Source organism: Pseudomonas sp. Irchel 3H3, from assembly GCF_900187635.1.
In the GTDB taxonomy this organism is placed as follows: Bacteria; Pseudomonadota; Gammaproteobacteria; order Pseudomonadales; family Pseudomonadaceae; genus Aquipseudomonas.
In genome coordinates, this window is sequence record NZ_FYEC01000001.1 from 33,377 (window position 1) to 49,249 (window position 15,873).

At 60.0% G+C, this 15,873-nt stretch carries 15 protein-coding genes; 10 read left to right on the forward strand and 5 right to left on the reverse strand.

Annotated elements, in window-relative coordinates:
* Positions 1–106: 106 nt before the first annotated feature.
* From CKW24_RS00155 to CKW24_RS00190, 8 genes are all read left to right on the forward strand, one after another.
* Entirely contained in the window at positions 107–625 is a 519-nt protein-coding gene (locus CKW24_RS00155) for an RNA polymerase sigma factor (protein ID WP_095164315.1), read from the forward strand.
* Complete coding sequence (locus CKW24_RS00160) at positions 622–1,590, forward strand: FecR domain-containing protein (protein ID WP_095164316.1); 969 nt, start codon at positions 622–624, stop codon at positions 1,588–1,590. Before CKW24_RS00155 ends, CKW24_RS00160 begins: the two co-directional genes overlap by 4 nt.
* Before the next feature lie 131 nt (positions 1,591–1,721).
* The gene (locus CKW24_RS00165) at positions 1,722–4,136 is read left to right on the forward strand and encodes a TonB-dependent siderophore receptor (RefSeq protein WP_095164317.1); all 2,415 of its coding nucleotides are present in this window, start codon (positions 1,722–1,724) and stop codon (positions 4,134–4,136) included.
* A gap of 59 nt (positions 4,137–4,195) precedes the next feature.
* The gene (locus CKW24_RS00170; RefSeq protein WP_095164318.1) at positions 4,196–5,326 is read left to right on the forward strand and encodes a PepSY domain-containing protein; all 1,131 of its coding nucleotides are present in this window, start codon (positions 4,196–4,198) and stop codon (positions 5,324–5,326) included.
* The gene (locus CKW24_RS00175; RefSeq protein ID WP_095164319.1) at positions 5,323–5,502 is read left to right on the forward strand and encodes a hypothetical protein; all 180 of its coding nucleotides are present in this window, start codon (positions 5,323–5,325) and stop codon (positions 5,500–5,502) included. The genes CKW24_RS00170 and CKW24_RS00175 overlap by 4 nt, the downstream gene beginning before the upstream one ends.
* Positions 5,503–5,674: 172 nt before the next feature.
* Entirely contained in the window at positions 5,675–6,304 is a 630-nt protein-coding gene (locus CKW24_RS00180; RefSeq protein WP_095164320.1) for a glutathione S-transferase, read from the forward strand.
* A 91-nt stretch (positions 6,305–6,395) separates the two neighbouring features.
* A complete protein-coding gene (locus tag CKW24_RS00185; protein ID WP_095164321.1) occupies positions 6,396–7,415 on the forward strand; it encodes an RHS repeat-associated core domain-containing protein in 1,020 nt (339 codons plus the stop codon).
* 108 nt (positions 7,416–7,523) lie between these two features.
* Entirely contained in the window at positions 7,524–8,528 is a 1,005-nt protein-coding gene (locus CKW24_RS00190; RefSeq protein WP_095164322.1) for an RHS repeat-associated core domain-containing protein, read from the forward strand.
* Between the two features lie 95 nt (positions 8,529–8,623).
* On the opposite strand, the gene creD is transcribed toward CKW24_RS00190, so the two are convergent.
* From creD to CKW24_RS00210, 4 genes are all read right to left on the reverse strand, one after another.
* Complete coding sequence (gene creD, locus CKW24_RS00195; protein WP_095164323.1) at positions 8,624–9,985, reverse strand: cell envelope integrity protein CreD; 1,362 nt, start codon at positions 9,983–9,985, stop codon at positions 8,624–8,626.
* A gap of 91 nt (positions 9,986–10,076) precedes the next feature.
* Entirely contained in the window at positions 10,077–11,495 is a 1,419-nt protein-coding gene (gene creC, locus CKW24_RS00200; RefSeq protein ID WP_095164324.1) for a two-component system sensor histidine kinase CreC, read from the reverse strand.
* The gene (gene creB, locus CKW24_RS00205; protein WP_095164325.1) at positions 11,495–12,175 is read right to left on the reverse strand and encodes a two-component system response regulator CreB; all 681 of its coding nucleotides are present in this window, start codon (positions 12,173–12,175) and stop codon (positions 11,495–11,497) included. The genes creC and creB overlap by 1 nt, the downstream gene beginning before the upstream one ends.
* Positions 12,176–12,325: 150 nt before the next feature.
* Positions 12,326–12,829 carry an ATP-dependent zinc protease gene (locus CKW24_RS00210; protein WP_095164326.1) on the reverse strand — a complete coding sequence of 168 codons (504 nt, stop codon included), beginning with the start codon at positions 12,827–12,829 and terminating at the stop codon, positions 12,326–12,328.
* 260 nt (positions 12,830–13,089) lie between these two features.
* Here CKW24_RS00210 and CKW24_RS00215 point away from each other — a divergent pair, with 260 nt between their 5' ends.
* Positions 13,090–13,977, forward strand: a complete 888-nt coding sequence (locus CKW24_RS00215; protein ID WP_095164327.1) for an acyltransferase — start codon at positions 13,090–13,092, stop codon at positions 13,975–13,977.
* 7 nt (positions 13,978–13,984) lie between these two features.
* Here CKW24_RS00215 and CKW24_RS00220 read toward each other — a convergent pair whose 3' ends face one another.
* Positions 13,985–14,530, reverse strand: coding sequence for a DUF2780 domain-containing protein (locus CKW24_RS00220; protein WP_095164329.1), 546 nt, complete (start codon positions 14,528–14,530; stop codon positions 13,985–13,987).
* A 267-nt stretch (positions 14,531–14,797) separates the two neighbouring features.
* Here CKW24_RS00220 and CKW24_RS00225 point away from each other — a divergent pair, with 267 nt between their 5' ends.
* A complete protein-coding gene (locus tag CKW24_RS00225) occupies positions 14,798–15,856 on the forward strand; it encodes an RHS repeat-associated core domain-containing protein (RefSeq protein WP_095164331.1) in 1,059 nt (352 codons plus the stop codon).
* Positions 15,857–15,873 lie beyond the last annotated feature (17 nt).

The window sequence follows — 15,873 nt, forward strand, 5'->3', positions numbered from 1 at the left end:
GCTTTCGGCACAATCGACCCGACCAACGCCAATTGCGCACGGGCATGGGCTCTGAGACAATCGCGAATAATTCTCGTTAGTTTAAACGTGTATTCGGTGAAGCCATTTGTCGTCAGTCCAAAGCCCTCACAGTGAACTGGTTGGTGCGTTGTATCGCGACCATCGCGGTTGGCTATTGGCCTGGCTACGGCGCAACGTGGCCTGCCCCTCCAAAGCCGAAGACCTGAGCCAGGACACCTTCGTCCGCTTGCTCGGGCGCGAAGCGTTCAAGCAGCCCCGCGAACCCCGAGCCTTCCTGGTGGCGATCGCCAAGGGCCTGCTGTTCGACTATTTCCGTCGCGCCGCGCTGGAACAGGCCTACCTCACTGAATTGATGCTGATCCCCGAAGGCGAGCAACCCTCGGTGGAAGAACAGCAACTGATCCTCGAAGACCTCAAGGCCATCGACCGCCTGCTCGGCAAGCTGTCGAGCAAAGCCCGCGCCGCCTTCCTCTATAACCGCCTCGACGGCCTCGGCCATGCCGAAATCGCCGAGCGCCTGGGCGTCTCCGTGCCACGGGTGCGGCAGTACCTGGCCCAGGGCATCCGCCAGTGTTATGTGGCGCTGTACGGCGAGCCCGCTTGAGCCCGCTCAGCTCCAAGCCGGTCTCGGCGCGGGTACTCGACGCCGCCATCGCCTGGCAACTGTCTCTCGATTCGGGCGCCGGCAGTGCGGTGGAACGCGAGGAGTTCGCCAAATGGCACGCCGCCGATGAAGAACATGCGCGCGCCTGGCAGCAACTGGGCATGCTCGATCAACGCTTCAGCGTGGCCAGTGGACCGGGGCGGGTAGCGCTGCTGCAATCGCGTGAAGGTATCCGGCGCCGGGTGCGCAAGCTGGGCAGCGGGATCGCCAGCGTCCTGCTGGTGATCGGCCTGGGATTGTTCGCCAGCGAACGCTACCTGCCCCTCGACTATTGGCTGGCCGACCAGCGCACCGCCACCGGCGAGCAACGCACCCTGCGCCTCGCCGACGGCACGCTGATCAACCTCAACACCCACAGCGCGCTGGACGTGCGTTTTGATGAGAAGCAGCGCCGGATCGTCCTGCAGGAAGGGGAAATCCTCATTGAAACCGGACACAACGATACGCGCCCCTTCATCGTCGAAACCCGCGACGGCCAGATGCGCGCCCTCGGCACCCGGTTCCTGGTCAAGCGCGAAGACCACGGCACGCGCCTGAGCGTGTTGCAGTCCGCGGTGGCCGCACGCCCCGAGACCCTGGCTGACGAACAGATTCTCAAGGAAGGCCAGCAGGTGTTGATGCAGCGCGACGGCCTCGGCCCGCTGCTGGCGCTCAACCCCGGCAGCGACGCCTGGACTCGCGGCATGCTGGTGGTCGACAACGTCCGCCTCGAAGACCTGGTCCACGAACTCGATCGTTATCGCCCGGGCCACCTCGGCGTCGATCCGGCCGTCGCCGACCTGCGGATCACCGGCAGCTTCCCGCTGCACAACACCGACCTGGCCCTCAGTGCCCTGCTGCCGACCCTGCCAGTGCAGATCGAGCAGCACACCTCGTGGTGGGTCACCGTGGTCGCCAAACCCTGAGGGTTGAGGACAGCCCCGGTAACCGGGGCTATTTTTCCTGAATCGAAATTATTTCGATCCGCCCCTATCACTTTTTCAATCTCGTTCGGCACATAGGCAATTGAGAAATATTTCCATTCAGGAGCCGCCGTATGTCACGTTCGCTAGACACCTTGTTGCGCCCCAGTCTGTTGGCCCTGGCCATTGCCTTCGGCACCCCGCTGACCAGCACCCTGCTGGTGGCCGCTGAACAGACGTCCAGCGTTCGCGCCTACAACCTGCCGGCCGCGCCCCTGGCCAGCACCCTGAACCAGATCGCCAGCCAGGCGGGCCTCGCCTTGAGCCTCAACCCGTCCCTGGCTGCCGGCAAGACCTCCGCCCCAGTCAACGGCCAGTACGACGCCGCCAGCGCCCTGAGCCAAGCCCTGCGCGGCACCGGCCTGCAACTGGAACAAAGCAGCGCCGGCACCTACAGCCTGGTAGCGGTTCCCGAGGGCGTGATGGCGCTGCCGGAAACCAGCGTGATCGGTATCGAGGGCAGCGAAAGCGCCTGGGGCCCAGCCGCCGGTTTTGTAGCGACCCGCACCGCCGCCGGGACCAAGACCGACACCGCCATCGTCGAAGTGCCTCGCTCGATGACCGTGATCACCCGCGAGCAACTGGATGAACGCCAGGTGCTCAACCTCAATGACGCCCTGCGCTACACCGCAGGCGTACAGAGCAGCGGCTACGGCTCCGACTCCCGGGCCGACTGGCTGCGCGTACGTGGCTTCGACCCCTCCCAGTTCCTCGACGGCCTGCCACTGCCCAAGGGTTCGTTCTCCAACCCGAAAGTCGAACCCTGGAACCTGGAGCGCATCACTGTACTGCGCGGCCCGGCCTCCTCGGTCTACGGCCAGACGCCACCGGGCGGCATGCTCGACATGGTCAGCCGCCGTCCGCAACTCGAAAGCGCGCACCAGATCGAAGCCCAGGCCGGCAGCAACGAACATAAGCAGATCAACTTCGACAGCACCGGCAAGATCGACGACGAAGGCCAGTTTCTCTACCGCGTCAGTGGCGTGGTGCGCGACAGCAATGCACCGGTCGACCACATCCCGGACAAGCGCTACAACATCGCCCCAAGCCTGACCTGGAACATCAATGAAGATGCGAGCCTGACCTTCATTTCCCAGTACACCCGCGACGACACCGGCATCACCGGTCAGTTTTTGCCGCTGCAAGGCACCAAGCTCGGCTCACCGGCCGGGGATATTTCCCACCACAAGAACCTTGGCGAGCCGGACTGGGACTTCTATGACCGCACCTACTACGCCCTGGGATATGCCTACGAACAGCGCCTGAACGACGTCTGGCAATTCCGTCAGAACCTGCGCTACACCAAGAGCGACCTGGAATTCCAGGCGGTCAACGTAGCCACCTTCAACGAAGTCGACGAGGCTGGCAACGTCAACCGCGAGTCGGGCATCGTCAACGAAGACATCAGCCAGTTCGCGGTCGACAACAACTTCCAGGCCGACTTCGACACGGGTGCCATCCGCCATACCCTGTTGCTGGGCCTCGATCACCAGCGCGCCAATACCAACTACCAATGGCTGTACGGCATGGGCGTGCCACCGATCAACGTCAACAACCCGATCTACGGCGCGGACATGTCGGGCGTCACGTACTTCGCCATGCAGGACTACAACCAGAAAACCCACCAGACCGGCCTCTACGTCCAGGACCAGATGGCCCTGGACAACTGGCGCCTGACCCTCGGCGGTCGTGAAGACTGGGTGCACACCGGCACCACCTTCCATAACAACAACGATGTCACCAATACCCAGCGCGACAAGGCCTTCTCCGGCAACGTCGGCCTCAGCTATGTGTTCGACAACGGCGTGACGCCATACATTTCCTACACTGAGTCGTTCCAGCCGAGCATCGGCGCCAACGTCTCGGCCACCGAGGCGTTCAAGCCGACCGAAGGCCACCAGTACGAAGTCGGCGTGAAGTACCAGCCAGTGGGCAGCAAGAGCCTGTTGACGGCGGCGGTCTACGACCTGCGCCAGGAAAACGTCAGCGTCACCGAAGGCAGTATCACCCGCCAGGTTGGTGAGCTGAAGGTCCGCGGGCTGGAGCTGGAAGCGACCACCGAGGTCACCGACAACCTCAAGGTGATTGGTTCCTACACCTACACCGACACAGAAATCAGCAAAGGCCTGGAGAGCGAAGTCGGCAACCGCATGGCGCTGATTCCGCGCAACCAGGCCACCCTGTGGGCTGATTACACCTGGCACGCCGGCGCGCTCGACGGCTTCGGCGTTGGAGGCGGGGTTCGCTACGTTGGCGACACCTACGGCAACACGGCCAATACCGATATCGCCCATGTCAGCTCCTACACCGTGTATGACGCCGCCGTCCATTACGACCTCGGCCGCCTGGACAAAACCATGAAGGGTGTCACGGTCGCCGTCGAAGCCAAGAACCTGTTCGACAAAGACTACCTGGCCAACTGTGATGGCTACTGGTGCTACTACGGCGATGAGCGCAACGTAGTCGCCAGCGTCAACTACAAGTTCTAAGCCGCACCCCCTGATTGAAGGGCCACCCGTACGGTGGCCCTTGTCCATTTGGATGACCGATGAAAAGCAAAACCATCCGCCGCTGGTCCTTTATCCACACCTGGGCCAGCCTGATTTGCACGGCGTTCCTGCTGATGCTAGCCCTGACCGGCCTGCCGCTGATCTTTCATCACGAGATCGAGCACCTGATGGGCGATGCGCCCGAGCTGCGCCAGATGCCGGCCGACACCCCGCATCTGGACCTGCAGCAACTGGTCGAAAAGGCCCAGGCCCATCGTCCCGACGAAGTCATGCAGTACTTCGGCTGGGATGAGGACGAGCCCAACGGCGTGATCGCGATCATGGCCAAGACCGCCGGCACCGAGCCCAACTTGTCCCACACCTACATGCTCGACGCCCGCACCGGCGAACCGGTGGCCATGCCCTCGGCCAACGGCGGGCTGATGATGGTCATCTTGCGCCTGCACGTCGACATGTTCGCTGGGCTGCCGGGCAAGTTGTTGTTGGCGTTCATGGGCATTCTGTTCGTGCTGGCGATCGTTTCCGGCGCGGTGCTGTACCTGCCGTTCATGCGCCGCCTGAAGTTCGGCACCGTGCGCCAGGACAAATCCACGCGCCTGCGCTGGCTCGATCTGCACAACCTGATCGGCGTCGTCACCTTGACCTGGGCACTGGTGGTGGGTGTCACCGGTGTGGTCAGCGCCTGCGCCGACCTGCTGATTGCGGCCTGGCGCAGCGAAGCCCTGAGCGCGATGATCGAACCCTACCGCGACGCACCGCCCCTGACCCGCCTGGCACCCGCCAGCCAGTTGCTGGAGATTGCCCAGCGGGCCGCACCCGAGATGCAGACAGACTTCATCGCCTTCCCTGGCACCCGTTTCTCCAGCGAACACCATTACGCGGTGTTCATGAAAGGCAATACCCACCTGACCTCCCACCTGCTGACCCCGGTGCTGATCGACGCCAGTACCCTGCAAGTCACCGCGATCGCCGAACGACCGTGGTACATGGACGTCATGGGCATGTCGCAACCACTGCACTTCGGTGACTACGGTGGCATGCCGATGAAAATCCTCTGGGCGGCACTCGATGTACTGACCATCATCGTCCTCGGCAGCGGCCTGTACCTGTGGATAGTCCGGCGCCGGGCGGCAAAACCGCTGGCCGTGGCCCAGGAGAGCACCCCATGAGACCGCGCCAGTCGAACTTCTGGAAAGTCTTCGCCACCCCCACCGTGATTGCCCTGCTCAGTGCCGCAGGGTTGTTCGCGGCGCTATTGGGTGATGGGATCTGGGATGGCTTGAGCTGGATCGGCTTGGGCGTGCCGGCCGTTTTGGGACTTCGGGGGTTGTTGCGTAGGAGTTGAAATCTACTGTGTTTGAACGGGCTGAACACAAAGTAGATAAACAACCGCTAGCCCTGTGGGAGCGGGCTTGCCCGCGAAGGCGATTTCACAGGCGCCATCAACCCCCCTCGCCAGCCACGCCGGAACTGACTAGGCTAAGCCTCTGCTCCCCGATGATCGCCGAGGAATGCCCATGTCCGCCCCCAGCATGACCCTGTTCCACAACCCTGCCTCGCCCTTCGTGCGCAAAGTCATGGTGCTGCTGTACGAAACCGGACAACAGGACCGCGTGGCGTTGCAGGCCAGCGTGCTCACCCCGGTCAACCCGGACCTGAGCCTGATCGACGACAACCCCCTGGGCAAAATCCCGGCTCTGCGCCTGGCCGACGGCAACATCATTCACGACAGCCGGGTCATCCTCGACTACCTCGACCAGCAGCACGTCGGTAACCCGCTGATCCCCCGCGAAGGATCGGCGCGCTGGCGGCGGCTGACCCTCGCTTCGCTGGCCGACGGGATCATGGACGCGGCCGTGCTGGTGCGCTACGAAGTCGCCCTGCGTGCCCCAGAGAAGCACTGGGACGAATGGCTCGACGGCCAGCGCGAGAAAATCCGCCGCGCCCTGGCATTGCTGGAAAAAGACGCCATCGCCGAGCTGACCTGCCACTTCGACATCGCCGCCATCAGCGTCGCCTGTGCCCTGGGCTACCTGGACCTGCGTCACCCGGATCTGGATTGGCGCACATCGAATCCGCAACTCGCCGCCTGGTATTTCGAAGTGAGCCAGCGAACTTCGATGATTGCGACGATGCCGAAGGTTTGAAGTGACACTATCAGTTCTGATAGTAGGCAACCGCTCATAAAACTCCGATGCTGAAGGTCCTGATTTTGGGACCTTGCACGGAGCTGCGTCGATGCCCTCCTCATCTCGCTTGACCAAGTTGTGCCGCTACCACTACGACCCACTGGATCGCCAGGCCGCTTGCACCCTCGCAATCGTGCAGCCGGCCACCCTCCAGCGCTTTTACTGCACAAGCCGCTTGGTCACTGAAATCCACGGCGCAGTCCGCACCAGTCTGTTCCAGCACGACGACCAGTTGTTGGCGCAACAGCGGCACCATAACGAAAAAGTCGATACCACCTTCCTGGCGACCGATCAGCAGCGCACGGTATTGAGCGCGCTCGACGCAATCCGCCCCCATCCCCTCGCCTATACCCCCTACGGCTATCGCCCGGCAGAAAGCGGCCTGCTCAGCCTGCTCGGCTTCAATGGACAACGGCCGGACCCCGTGACCGGGCATTATCATTTAGGCAATGGTTATCGGCAGTTCAATCCGGTGTTGATGCGGTTTAACAGCCCGGACAGTTGGAGTCCGTTTGGTGAGGGTGGGTTGAACGCCTATGGGTACTGTGAGGGGGAGCCGGTGCTTGGGAGCGATCCAATGGGGCACTCGAACATTTTTCGAAGCGCCTGGAAAGGAATAAAAAATACATTTTTTGGTAGAACGCCAGGTAAATACAGAAAGGCGCCCCCAGTCGCTACGACTACCGCAACCACACCAGTTTCAACAACATCAGCAAGCAAAACTGCGCTTGAGCTGGCCCCAGATCTCAACATCGAGGATCATAGAAACACACTACTCAACCAATTGACCCCCGAGGAAATAAAACTAAACTACGGAATTAACAACTCACACCCAATGAAACCAAACACTGCTAATCCGAGCACCACCCATCAAGTCACTTACAATATTCTGGTGAGAACCGATACACGCCCTCGAAGCATTCTAGAGTTGACACAATATCTGGACAACTCCCAAGCAAGACTTGATACCCAGCCGCATTCCCCCATACAAAGACAACACCGAGAGCAGCTGATTGCTCAGCTCAAATCCGATATAGCCGCAAAAATGAACGAAACTCGCAAACAATAAAGGTCAGCAAGCATCCACGAAACCCTAGCAGTTCTGCTAGTAGGCAAAACCAAAAAAAACTCCGATGCTGAAGGTCCCGCTTTTGGGACCTTGCACGGAGCCCAGTCGATGCCCTCCTCATCTCGCCTGACCGAGTTGTGCCGCTACCACTACGACCCACTGGATCGCCAGGCCGCTTGCACCCTCACGCTAGTGCAACCGGCCACCCTCCAGCGCTTTTACTGCACAAGCCGCTTGGCCACTGAAATCCACGGCGCAGTCCGCACCAGCCTGTTCCAGCACGACGACCAGTTGTTGGCTCAACAGCGGCACCATAACGAAAAAGTCGATACCACCCTCCTGGCGACCGATCAGCAGCGCACGGTATTGAGCGCGCTCGACGCAACCCGCCCCCATCCCCTCGCCTATACCCCCTACGGCCATCGCCCGGCAGAAAATGGCCTGCTCAGCCTGCTCGGCTTCAATGGGCAACGGCCTGACCCCGTGACCGGGCATTATCATTTAGGCAATGGTTATCGGCAGTTCAATCCGGTGTTGATGCGGTTTAACAGCCCGGACAGTTGGAGTCCGTTTGGTGAGGGAGGGATAAACGCCTACACATATTGTGGAGGAGAACCAGTGAATAGGACGGACTCAAATGGCCATGACTGGTTAGCTCTTAAAGCATTAAGAAAGCTCAACATCATTAAAAAGAAGACCAGAGTTCCCAAAGAATTGGTGAAATACAATAGTGTCGAACATCCAATTACGAAACTTGAAAAAAAGACTCGAAAACAAATGGTTGACGACTTCAATAAAGGAATACCATCAGAAGAAAAATTATCAAGGCGCGAGGGCCGCTATTGGATTAACGAGAGAAGGAAACATGGCAAAACGCCGAGAGAATTAATTGCCGAAGCAGAAGAAAAATTTAAAAAAAATCTACCACCTGAAACCCTGAACTCCAGTCGCGAGCCTGTAAAAACTCACGTTCGTAATCGCCATGCACCACTCACAGAAAGCACTGGAGAAGCCGCCCCCTCAACTAGACTACAGGCAAGGATCGCACGTGACCGTTTGAACGCAGGCCGATCCACGCCCCACTCTCTTTTAAGCGACATACGTGACACCTGAATACTCGACTCACACAACACTTTGGGGGAAACAGGCTGGCAATCTGCATCGCCAGCACTGCCCCCAACACCTGATCTTCCCTTAACCCCAACGACCTACTCACCTCCCACCTCCGCCTTGCTCACCTTCCCCCGCCCCATCCCATACCAATCCAATCTGCGCGTCAGCACCATAAACACCCCCAGCAACCCAAACAGCAACAACGAGCCCATCAACAACGCGTAATCCTCGGCACTCAACAATCCGTAAAGCAGCCCATACAACGCCGCCAACCCCGCTGAAAAGCTCAAGCCATGCACCGCACTGCGCAACACGTGGCAGACATAAAAGCCGATCAACAACACGCAGGCACCGGCCGACAGCAGATACGCCGGGGCAAACCCGATGTGCTCGGACAGCGACAACAGCAGCAGGTAGAAGAACGCCAGCGCCACGCCGACCAAGGCGTATTGCACCGGGTGCACCGCCAGGCTTTTCAGCACTTCGAAGAGGAAGAAACCGGCGAAGGTCAGCACGATGAACAGCAGGGCGTATTTGATTGCCCGCTCGCTCTTGAGGTACTGGTCCACCGGGTCGATGAAGCTCACGCCGAAGCTGCGGCTTTTGAATTCGTCACAGCTGCCACGGGCAACACAGTTGCTCAGCGCTTCTTCCAGGTTGGTGGAGAAGAACGAGGTCTGCCAGTTGGCCGTGAAGCCTTCAGCGCTGATCGCTCGTTGGGCCGGCAGGTAGTTACCGATAAAGCTGGGGTGGGGCCAGTTGGCGGACACCGTCACGTTGCTGGTCCTGCCCACCGGGGTGACCTGCAACTGGCCGGTGCCCTGCAAACGCAGGTCGAACGCGAAGCTCAGTTCGTTGGCTTTGCGAACATCCAGTGGCGCCAGCGTGACATGCACCCCCTCCCCCAACCATTCCTCTTGAGTGCCCGGTACAAAGTCCAGGCGCTGGCCATCGAGTTCCAGTTGCAGCGCGTTTTCGATGCCGCGGATATCACTGATGCCCACAGCCAGATAGGGCGAATCAAACGTGTAGTCGGCAAAGTCTTCATCGATCCCCAGTTGCTGCGGAATCGAAAAGTGCCCGCTAATTCGGTTATCCGCATGGAACAACCGCGCCTCGTAGATGCCACGGGCACGCAGTTCGGTCTGCACCTTCGCGTCGAGCTCAAAACGCTCCGGCAGGAAATACAGGCGCCCGCGCTCCAGGCTGGTTTCCTGATAACGCGCGTTGGTTTTTTCGTTGTGTTTCCAGGTACGCACCACCTTACGGTACGGCACCACCATCACCGGTCCGCTCAGTTGCTGGCTGTAACTGGAGCTGCGGGCGATGTCTTCGAGGACGCCGTCGCGTAGTTGCTGACGGTCGTCAATCATGCCGCTGATCATCAGTAACGGAATCAGCAACAACAGAATCAATAGGGCAATTGCCCCGAGTTTCAAGGCCAGGCTGCGGTTCATGGGGTCTCTCCCTGTTCGAATGAGGGAAAGTCTGCAAGGCCCGTGTGTGGGTTTTATGGAGGGAGTATGCAGAGTGTGTGGAGAACAGCAGCTACGGTAGACGCAGCTTCACCTCAACGCCGCCCTCGACATTCCCGATCGTCAGCAGACCACCGTGCAACTTCACCACCTCTTCAACAAAATTCAGCCCCAGCCCGGTGCTTTTACGTCCACTGTCGGGCCGTGGCAGCGAGTAGAAACGCTCGCTCAGGCGTCCCAGGGCGTAGTCGGGAATCGGGTCGGCCTGATTGAACAGACTGAACTCGATCTGCTCGCCCAGCCGTTGTGCGCTAAACCGCAGGACACCGTGGGACGGGGTGAAATCCAGGGCGTTCTCCAGCAGGTTAGCCAGCGCCTGGCGCAACAGAAAGGCTTCGCCTGTCAGCGCCAGGTCAGCAGCAAGGTGTTTTTCAATGCGCAGCTGTTTGCGTTCAATACGCGCCTGTTGGGTATCGAGCAACTCATCGACCAAGGCCGCCAACGGTACCTGTACTCGCTCCTCGAGGGTTTGCCGTTGCTCGACCTGGGCCAGGTTCAACAGTCGCTCGATCAACTGCTGCATTCGCGCGCTTTCAGTGTCGATGTTGCTGACGAAACGCTGGCGTTGGGTGTCTGGCATCTGCTCCTGTAACAGTTCGGCCGCACCGCGAATCGCCGCCAGCGGGCTCTTCAGTTCGTGGGTCAGGGTGTGCACATAACGCTCCACATACGCCTTGCCTTCCAGTTGCGTACGCATGTGTTCGACCGCCGTGGCCAGTTGCGCAAGCTCACCGCCACGGTAGTGCGGCAGCTCGGCCCGGCGCCCTTCGCTGACCGCCTGGGCATACGCGGTCAAGCGCCGCAGCGCCACGCTCAACCACCACGATAATGCCGCTCCGAACAGCAGGCCGAGGCCGATCAAGCTCGCGCCGTAACCGAGCAAACGGCGCTCGGTGCGGTCGACGTAGGGCTGCAAGGAGCTGTTGGGCTTGGCCACGGTGACCACGCCGATGATCTTCCCGTTGTCGCGAATCGGCGCGCCGACGTGCATCACCGAGGAGCTGGCGTCGTCAGGATCACTGCGGGTCGAACGCGCGCCGTACTCACCGCGCAGGGTCAGGTACACATCGTTCCAGCGCGAATAATCCTGGCCTACTGCAAGAGCGCTGGAGTCCAGCACCACCACGCCCCTGGCGTCGGTCACGTAGATGCGATGGTTGACCTGATTCTTCGCCAGGCCCCAGATACTCGCCCCCGGCTGCCGCTCGCCATAAGCCTTGAGCAACTGCGGCCAGCGGTTCTGATTGAGGGTCCCGGCCTTGAAGTCGTCGCGCAGGATCTCGGCCATCAGATTGGCGGTGTCCACCAGGGTTTCTTCGGTGGACTGACGCACGCCGGGACGGATTTCTTCCATCACCGTGTTGAGCACAAAGTACCCGGTCAGGCCGACGAACAGCACATAGACCAGGAAGATCCGGATCGCCAATGGCATCAGCTGGTCCCTGGGCTGTAGCTGTAACCGAGGCCACGGTGGGTCTGGATCGGCTCGGCATTGGCCGCCACCAGGCGCAACTTGGCGCGCACGCTCTTGATGTGGCTGTCGATGCTGCGCTCGTACCCAGCGTCGCTGGCAATGCCCAGGGCATCGAGCAGTTGATCGCGACTGAAGACCCGCTCCGGCTGTTCCAGCAGACACTGCAACAAGCGGTACTCATGTCGGGTCAGACTCAGCGGCTGGCCGCGATAGGTGATCAGCACGCGCTCGCTGTCCACCAGGAACAACGCACTGGTGGACTCGATCCCCGGACGCGGCGCCATGCGCTTGAGAATTGCCCGCACCCGCGCCGTCACCTCACGCGGGCTGAATGGCTTGACCACATAATCATCAGCGCCAATCTCCAGGCCCACCACGCGGTCGATCTCACCATCACGGGCGCTGAGGAACATCACCGGCACTTCGCTGAACCGGCGCAACTGCTTGCAGGTTTCAAATCCGCTGATGTCCGGCAGGCCGATGTCGAGAATGATCAGGTCGGCGGGAGTCACCCGCTGATGCTCAAGGGCGGCCGCCCCCAGGCTCACCCAGGTGGTGGTGAAACCCTCGCCTTGCAAGGCAAACACCAGGGTATCGGCAATCGCCGCTTCGTCTTCGACAATCAGGATATGAGGCATGGCATCCAGGCCCGGCAGTTAAGTGGGCGAACGGTGGCCCAGGATGTAATCGACGTCAATCTGACAAGTGTTATGCAACGCCAAGTACCGTAAGACCTTTTCTTCCCCGCCTGTAAGAAATAGCTGAAAAGTCTCCATCAGCGGCTCGCCTCAACACTCCGGCTTATCCGCCGTAAACCTGCGAGCCGGATTCACCGCCGCGCCAAACTCACGTAACGCCTTGGCACCGATCAGCAGCGGGTAGTTGAAACTACTGCGGTCGGTGAGGTTGACCTCGACCGTGCGCTTGACGTCGCCCAGGCACAGTTCCAAATCAACCACCGGACGCTTGGTCGGCGCTGCCACATCTTCGTCCTCGTCCTCTTCGGAGCGGGTCTTGATCTTGCTGATCCGCGCGACCTTGTGTTCGTAGACCTTGTTGCTGGCATCCTTGGTCGCCAGGCGGAAACGCACCCACTCCTCGCCATCGCGGGTGAAGGTCTCGATGTCCTTGGCCGACAGCGAGGCCGTCAACGCGCCGGTGTCCATCTTGGCCTTGAGCACTTCACCACCGATCTCCGGTAGCTGGATGTATTCGTAACGGCCATACAGGGTCGGCTCGGCGGCCATGACTGGCAGGGCCAGGAGGGATAACAGTGCGAGGATGGATTTCACGTAAAGGGGTTCCTTAAGGAGTAGGCATCGGAACTTTAGACTGTCAGTCGGCCATTCGTTCGCTCTTCACACCGTTTTCGCGGGCACCGAATCTTGTGGGAGCGGGCTTGCCCGCGAAGGTGCCAGCGAGAACACCACTAAAACCAGATCATCTGGCGCAGCATACCCGCGCAAAAGTGAAACATTCGTCAGCCCGCAGATTTGGCCTCGGCCTCGAAGCTGCTTATCATGGCCCGCCCAAATGCTTTCAAGAGTTACTTATGCGCCGCCTGCTCACCGGCTGTTTCGTCACCCTGCTGCTTCTGCTCAACACCCTGGTCCTGATCGGGCCGCTGCTGGTGTTTGCCCTGCTCAAACTGCTCCTGCCCGGCCGTTATCGCGATGCCGCAAGCGCTGCGGTGATGTGGATCGCCGAGACCTGGGCACAAATCGACAAGCTGATTTTCGCCTGCTGCATCCCCACCCGCTGGGACATTCGTGGCGGCGAGGGACTGCGGGTCGACACCTCTTACCTAGTGGTCAGCAACCATCAATCCTGGGTCGATATCCCGGCGCTGATCCAGACCCTCAACCGACGCACGCCGTTCTTCAAGTTCTTCCTGAAAAAGGAGCTGATCTGGGTGCCGTTCCTGGGCCTGGCCTGGTGGGCGCTCGATTACCCGTTCATGAAGCGCTACAGCAAGGCCTTCCTGGCCAGGCACCCGCAGCTGCGGGGCCAGGACCTGGCGATTACCCGGGCCGCATGCGAGCTGTTCAAGCGCCAGCCGGTGACCGTGGTCAACTATCTGGAAGGCACGCGCTTCACCCAGGCCAAACGTGGCGCCCAGCAATCCCCCTTCAAGCACCTGCTCAAACCCAAGGCCGGCGGCGTGGCTTTTGTATTGGCCGCCATGGGCGAACAGCTGGATGCCATCCTCGACGTCACCGTGGTCTATCCACAGGAAAAGATTCCGGGGTTCTGGGATTTGATCAGCGGTGCGGTGCCGCGGGTGATCATCGACATCCAGACCCGTGAGCTGGATCCGGCGTTGTGGCAGGGTGATTACGAAAACGATCCGCTGTTTCGCCAAAGCGTCCAGAGCTGGGTCAACCAGCTCTGGATCGACAAGGATGCACGCATCGACGCCTTGCGCGCCGGGCGTGAGTGAGGCGCGGTTATACGCCCCAGATGCTGCCCAGGCTCTTGAGCAGGGTACCGCCAACGCCTTGCTGGCCCAAGTACTGCAGCAGGATCGGGGCAAACTGGCCGACCATGCCACTGTCCATGCCCAACGCGCTGAACGCGGTGTTCAGGTCGTTGGTGTCCTTGACGTTACCCAGGGCGTTTTCCAGGCCCGCGGCCTTGCCGGACGAACCCAGCATGCCCGCCAGGGCGCCCAGGTTACCGCTGCCACCGGAGAGCTTGTCGATACCCGGCACGCTCTTGGCCAGTTCCGAATAGTCGCTGGCGCTCAGCTTGTTCTTGGCCAGGCCCAACATCGCACTGGTGCCGCCAATGGCTTGTTCTGGTTTAACGTCCAGCGCGCTCAGGGCGCTCAACAGGCCGGCAGTCTGCGAGGTCGGCGCTGCGGCGGCGGCCTTGTCGCCACCCTGCATGCCCGATACCGCACCCGCCACATCGTTCAGGCTGAAACCGGCGAAGACCGGGCTGGCGACCAATGTCATGAGCGAAGCCAAAGCAAAACCGCGTGAAATCTTCATCGAAAAACTCCTGAACCTTCAAAAATGCCCTCAAGCGGGCGCAAAGCTGGCATTTTGACTGAAAACCACCGGCTATTGTTCCGCTACTGCCTTTCCTTTCATCTCATGGACTACGCAGAGGTTTTTTTCCCCCAATAAATAGGCACGCAGCTAGTGGCACCCTGCGTCCCTTCCAGACGTCGACCCTAGCAGTTCTGCCAGTAGGCAGAATCACCTGATTGCGCCACAGTACTCCCTGCATCGCCGCGCTTTCAGAGAGCCACGCCCATGCCAACCCAACGCCAAACCCTGCTCTGCCGCTACCACTACGACCCACTGGATCGCCTGGCCGATTGCACCCCGACGGCACAGACCAGCAGCCAACGCTTCTACCTCAAGGATCGCCTGGCCACCGAGATTCAAGGCGCGCTACAGCGCTCGATCATGCAGCACGAAGATCAACTGCTGGCGCAGCAACAGCGGCAGAGCGGCACGGCGCAACCCCGCTTGCTCGTCACCGATCAACAGCGCTCGGTACTGGCCATCCTCGACGCCACCCGCTCCCATCACCTTGCCTACACCCCTTATGGTCATCGCATTCCAGAGAACGGCTTGCTCAGCTTGCTCGGCTTCAACGGCGAACGGCCAGACCCGGTGACTGGGCATTATTTGTTGGGTAATGGTTATCGGGCGTTTAACCCGGTGTTGATGCGGTTCAACAGCCCGGACAGTTGGAGTCCGTTTGGGGAAGGCGGATTTAATAGCTATGCCTACTGCTACGGAAACCCTGGAAACAAAACAGATCCCTCTGGACACACGCCAATAGCTCTATGGGCAGTCCTGCGGAAAAACTTGAAATTTTTAATTAATAAGGGTGAGCAAATAACCACTCTTGTTCGTCGACCACTAAGAGTAGCAGGCCAAGCAACCAAGCGTTCAGCTGCGGATGCTTTTGAACAGACACTAAAAGAAATACCTATACAAAAAGTTGTACCTAGTCAGCGCGCCCCCGTCTTGACAGTGCAGCCGACACCCCCACGAAACTTGCAGAACTCCATCGCCAATCAAACAGCGAACTCGGCGACCATTGCAAACCGATCTCAAACCAATCCCGGCACCTCCGCTCTAACGACGCAAAATACTAGCGCAACATCTCCAGCCGATACAGCAAGAAATATAACAATACGCACACTAACAGACAGCGGTTATTCCGAGGCTTTCATCATTAACTTTTCAAATCGAGAAATAAGAGTAACCCCGAGCTCAAGTGGCGATAGCGCCATTTTCTCACCCCCTCGAAACAGCGGTTCTGCTAGTAGGCAAGCCCATCCGCCTAGGCCACAGTAAACCCTGTATTGCGCACT

Excerpts from the sequence above, each read along its gene's own strand:
- CKW24_RS00165 (WP_095164317.1), top strand. The coding sequence starts at position 1,722 with ATGTCACGTTCGCTAGACACCTTGTTGCGCCCCAGTCTGTTGGCCCTG.
- CKW24_RS00170 (WP_095164318.1), top strand. The coding sequence starts at position 4,196 with ATGAAAAGCAAAACCATCCGCCGCTGGTCCTTTATCCACACCTGGGCC.
- CKW24_RS00175 (WP_095164319.1), top strand. The coding sequence starts at position 5,323 with ATGAGACCGCGCCAGTCGAACTTCTGGAAAGTCTTCGCCACCCCCACC.
- CKW24_RS00180 (WP_095164320.1), top strand. The coding sequence starts at position 5,675 with ATGTCCGCCCCCAGCATGACCCTGTTCCACAACCCTGCCTCGCCCTTC.
- CKW24_RS00185 (WP_095164321.1), top strand. The coding sequence starts at position 6,396 with ATGCCCTCCTCATCTCGCTTGACCAAGTTGTGCCGCTACCACTACGAC.
- CKW24_RS00190 (WP_095164322.1), top strand. The coding sequence starts at position 7,524 with ATGCCCTCCTCATCTCGCCTGACCGAGTTGTGCCGCTACCACTACGAC.
- creD (WP_095164323.1), bottom strand. The coding sequence starts at position 9,985 with ATGAACCGCAGCCTGGCCTTGAAACTCGGGGCAATTGCCCTATTGATT.
- creC (WP_095164324.1), bottom strand. The coding sequence starts at position 11,495 with ATGCCATTGGCGATCCGGATCTTCCTGGTCTATGTGCTGTTCGTCGGC.
- creB (WP_095164325.1), bottom strand. The coding sequence starts at position 12,175 with ATGCCTCATATCCTGATTGTCGAAGACGAAGCGGCGATTGCCGATACC.
- CKW24_RS00215 (WP_095164327.1), top strand. The coding sequence starts at position 13,090 with ATGCGCCGCCTGCTCACCGGCTGTTTCGTCACCCTGCTGCTTCTGCTC.
- CKW24_RS00220 (WP_095164329.1), bottom strand. The coding sequence starts at position 14,530 with ATGAAGATTTCACGCGGTTTTGCTTTGGCTTCGCTCATGACATTGGTC.
- CKW24_RS00225 (WP_095164331.1), top strand. The coding sequence starts at position 14,798 with ATGCCAACCCAACGCCAAACCCTGCTCTGCCGCTACCACTACGACCCA.